The organism is Microbacterium sp. K35 (assembly GCF_004794375.1).
Classification (GTDB): Bacteria; Actinomycetota; Actinomycetes; order Actinomycetales; family Microbacteriaceae; genus Microbacterium; species Microbacterium sufflavum.
On sequence record NZ_SSDM01000218.1, the window covers coordinates 1 to 4,334 of the forward strand.

Here is a 4,334-nt window from a genome sequence, read left to right on the forward strand (position 1 = left end):
AGTTGATGAGGAGATAGATCATGCCGCCGCGGCCGCGCCCCGGTTCGCCCGGCTGCAGCTGGAGCTCGGCTCGAACAACGCCGCGATCGTGCGGGCCGACGCCGACCTGGAGCAGGCGGCGGAGGCGCTCGCCGACGGCGTCCTGAAGCTGTCGGGGCAGTGGTGCGAGGCTCCGCGTCGAGTGCTGGTCGACCGCGCCCGGCGCGACGAGCTGGCCCGTCTGCTCATCGCGGCGTTCGCCCGCCGGACCATCGGATCCAGCCTCGACGACGCGACCGAGGTCGGCCCGGTGGCCTTCGCCGCCCGGCGGGACGAGCTCGACGACCAGCGGGACCGGCTGGCGGCCGCCGGCGCCGAGCTGCTGCGGGTGTCCGCGGTGCCGGAACGGGGATGGTTCTTCGCCCCCACGGTGGCGGTGCTCGACGGCCCGGGGCTCGCGGACGAGGTGTTCGGGCCGATGCTGCTCGTGGGCGGCTACGACGACGAGGACGAGGCCGTGCGCCTGGCGAACACCGGCCAGGTCGGGCTCGCCGGTTACGTGTTCGGGGCGGATCAGGAGGGGGCCGCGGCGCTGGGCACCCGCCTGGTCGCGGGCGAGGTGAAGGTCAACGGCACGAGTGTGCTCGACATGTCGCCGGCCTCCGCGCAGAGCTTCTTCGGCGCGAGCGGCCTGGGCGGGCACGGCGACGACGATGTGCTTGACTTCTTCACGGGGAAGCAGGTCGTCGGCACGGACCGCGCCGGTCTTCCCCTCTGACCGGAGGAGTGGCCATGGGCGAGCGTGACGACGCGCCGCACGACTTCTCCCGCGCCGTGCTGCACCCCGTGTCGGGCTATCAGGCCGTGGCGGGGTTCCTGCGCCGGGAGATGGCGCTCGGCCGCATCCGCCCCGGCGACCGCCTGCCTCCGGAGCGGCGTCTGGCGGAGCAGCTCGGCGTCTCGCGCGAGACCCTGCGGCAGGCGCTGCGCATCCTGGAGGGGAGCGGCCAGATCGTCATCACCCGGGGAGCGTCCGGCGGGGCGATCGTCCAGGACGCGGCGCTGGATCCGCGGCTCATCCGCGACGAGGTGCGCACGCGCTCGGCCGAGATCGGCGAGCTCACCGAGTTCCGCGAGATCGTCGAGTCCGGTGGGGCGGCGCTCGCGGCGGCGCGACGCAGCACGGCGGATCTGGAGGCGATGGCCCTCGCCCAGAGCGAGCTGGCGGGGGCGGCCACCAAGGCCGAGTCCCGCATCGCCGACACGCACTTCCATCTCGCGCTCGCCGCGGCGTCGGGCAACACGTTCGTGCGCGACGCGGTAGAAGAGGCGCGCGTGCGGATGTTCGAGCCCGTCGACCTGATGAGCTTCGACTTCGTGAAGGAGTCCAGCTGGCACGCGCACGAGCGCATCCTCGATGCCGTGCGGCGGGGCGACGCCGACGCCGCCGATGCGGCGATGCGCGCGCACCTGCGCACCACGCGCGAGGAGTTCACGCGCGTGGTCGACGACTGAGGCCGCTCAGGCGGTGGTGAGGCGTCCGAGCGCGTCGACGAAGGCGTCCACGTCGGACTCCTCGGTGTCGAAGCCGCACATCCACCGCACCTCGCGCCGGGCCGCGTCCCAGTCGTAGAAGCGGAACACGTCGCGCAGCCGGTCGGCAACGCCCTCGGGCAGCGTCGCGAAGACGCCGTTGGCCTGGGTGGGCTGGGTGAACTCGACACCGGCGACGGAACCGTCGGCGAGCCCCGCCTCGATGCGGGAGCGGAGCCGGGCGGCCATGGCGTTCGCGTGCCGGGCGTTGCGCAGCCACAGGTCGCCCTCGAGCAGCGCGATCAGCTGCGCCGAGACGAAGCGCATCTTCGACGACAGCTGCATGTTGAACTTGCGGGCGTAGGGCAGCCCGTCGGCGGCGGCGGGGTTCAGCACCACGATGGCCTCGCCGAGCATGGCGCCGTTCTTCGTGCCGCCGAACGTCAGCACGTCCACGCCGACGTCGCGCGTGAAGGCGCGCAGCGGGAGGTCGAGTGCGGCGGCCGCATTGGAGAGCCGGGCGCCGTCGAGGTGCAGCTTCATGCCCCGCTCGTGCGCGTGGTCGGCGATCGTGCGGATCTCGTCGGCCGTGTAGAGGGTGCCGAGCTCGGTGGACTGCGTGATCGACACGACCAGCGGCTGCGCGCGGTGCTCGTCGCCCCAGCCCCACGCCTCGCGGTCGATGAGCTCGGTGGTGAGCTTGCCGTCGTCGGTGGGCACGGTGAGCAGCTTGAAGCCGCCGATCTTCTCGGGCGCGCCACCCTCGTCGACGTTGATGTGCGCGGTCGATGCGGCGATCACGGCACCCCAGCGCGGCAGCATCGACTGCAGGCCGGTGACGTTCGCGCCGGTCCCGTTGAACACCGGGAACGCCTGGACGCCCTCGCCGAAGTGCTGCTGGAAGACCTCCTGCAGGCGGGCGGTGTAGGCGTCTTCGCCGTACGCCACCTGGTGGCCACCGTTCGCGGCGGCGATCGCGGCGAGGACCTCGGGGTGGATGCCGGAGTAGTTGTCGCTGGCAAAGCCCCGCAGAGCGGGGTCATGGGGGATGCTCACCGGTCAAGCCTAATCGCGGTTCCCCTACCGGATGTCCGAGCCCCGCCCTACCCTCGAACCCATGGAGCGCACCGCGGCGAAGACGGCCTTCGCGAACGTCCTCGTCAACACGTTGATCGCCAACGTGACGACGAGCTTCCTCTGGTTCGCCCTCACGTTCTGGGTGTACATCGAGACGCGGTCGGTGCTGGCCACCGGGATCATCGGCGGCGCCTACATGCTGTTCGTCGCGTTCTTCGCGATGTTCTTCGGCACGATCGTCGACCGGCACCGCAAGCACCGGGTCATGCTGCTGTCGAGCGTCATCTCGGCGGTGGCGTTCCTGATCGCGGGCGTGCTCTACGTGTGGCAGCCCGAGGCGGCGCTTCTCGACCTGGGCGGCCCGTGGTTCTGGCTGTTCTCTGGCATCATCCTGTTCGGCGGCGTGATCGAGCAGCTGCGCAACATCGCGCTGTCCACCACGGTGACACTGCTGGTGCCCGAGGAGAAACGGGCCAACGCGAACGGCCTGGTGGGCACGGTGCAGGGCATCGCGTTCCTGGTCACGAGCGTGTTCTCCGGCCTGTCGATCGGGTTCCTCGGCATGGGGTGGACGCTGGGGATCGCGATCGTGGCGATGGCGCTCACCTTCGCGCACCTGCTGTTCATCCCCATCCCGGAGTCCGAGCCGGAGGTCGACCCCGAGGCGAAGAGCGCGGTCGACTTCCGCGGCAGCGTGCAGGCCATCCGGCAGGCACCCGGGCTGTTCGCCCTCATCGTGTTCTCCACGTTCAACAACCTCATCGGCGGCGTCTACATGGCGCTCATGGACCCGTACGGCCTCACGCTGTTCGATGCGCAGATGTGGGGCTTCGCGCTCGCGTTCTCCTCCACCGGCTTCCTCATCGGCGGCGGGCTGGTCGCGAAGTTCGGCCTCGGCAAGAAACCGGTGCGCACGATGCTGCTCGTGGTGATCGCGATGGGGCTCCTCGGCGCGATCTTCATGCTGCGCGAGTGGTGGCCGCTATACGTGCTGGGCATGTGGGTGTACATGGCGCTGGTCCCTCCGGTCGAGGCCGCCGAGCAGACGGTCATCCAGAAGGTCGTGCCGTTCACGCGACAGGGGCGGGTATTCGGCACGGCGGCGGCGATGGAGGCCGCGGCCGCCCCGATCACGGCCTTCCTCATCGCGCCGATCGCGGAGTACGTCGTGATCCCGTACATGGACACCGCCGAGGGGCAGCGGCAGTGGGAGTGGCTGCTCGGCGAGGGCGAGGCGCGCGGCATCGCCCTCATCTGCCTGTTCGCCGGACTGATCATGGTCGTCGCGGCGACGCTGGCGTTCTTCACGCGGTCGTACCGTCACCTCACCGAGCTGTACGCGACGGCGCCGGATCAGGCGCCCGACGCGACGGACGAGGGCACCGGCACCGGCCCCGCGGCACATGATCCTCTCGGTGAGCGGCAGGAGACGGGCGACGCGCGCGACGGCCGCGCGCACGGCCATCACCCCGATGCGCCCCCGGTCGTCCGCGGCATCCCTCCCGAGTCCCGCTGACCCGCACGGACGCAGCCCCGCCCGCAGCCCGCCCGTACGTCGCCCGTCCACAGCCCGCGCGTCCGCAGCCCGCGCGTCCGCAGCCTGCCCGACGTCAAAGAATCAGCCCAGGTCGATGATCCGGTCGTTGAGCTCGGCCGCGTCGTCTTCCCACAGCGCGGCGACCCGGGCCGCGAGGGCTGCGGGGTCGAGCGCCTTCGCGCGGAACACCACCGCGGCGGCGCGCAGG

At 71.4% G+C, this 4,334-nt stretch carries 4 protein-coding genes; 3 read left to right on the top strand and 1 reads right to left on the bottom strand.

The genetic code is table 11. The annotated features are described in order from the left end of the window. Together DW299_RS08095 and DW299_RS08100 are read left to right on the top strand one after the other, a co-directional pair. A partial coding sequence (locus DW299_RS08095; protein WP_136036286.1) for an aldehyde dehydrogenase family protein occupies window positions 1-757 on the top strand: 757 nt, incomplete at its 5' end. A 14-nt stretch (window positions 758-771) separates the two neighbouring features. Beyond that, window positions 772-1,494: a FadR/GntR family transcriptional regulator gene (locus tag DW299_RS08100; RefSeq protein WP_136036287.1), complete on the top strand. Its 723-nt coding sequence runs from the start codon at window positions 772-774 to the stop codon at window positions 1,492-1,494. 6 nt (window positions 1,495-1,500) lie between these two features. Here DW299_RS08100 and DW299_RS08105 read toward each other — a convergent pair whose 3' ends face one another. After that, complete coding sequence (locus tag DW299_RS08105) at window positions 1,501-2,568, bottom strand: threonine aldolase family protein (protein ID WP_136033116.1); 1,068 nt, start codon at window positions 2,566-2,568, stop codon at window positions 1,501-1,503. A 61-nt stretch (window positions 2,569-2,629) separates the two neighbouring features. Between DW299_RS08105 and DW299_RS08110 the strand changes: the two genes are divergently transcribed. After that, on the top strand, window positions 2,630-4,105 hold the full coding sequence (locus DW299_RS08110; protein WP_136036288.1) for an MFS transporter: 1,476 nt from the start codon (window positions 2,630-2,632) through the stop codon (window positions 4,103-4,105). Window positions 4,106-4,334 lie beyond the last annotated feature (229 nt).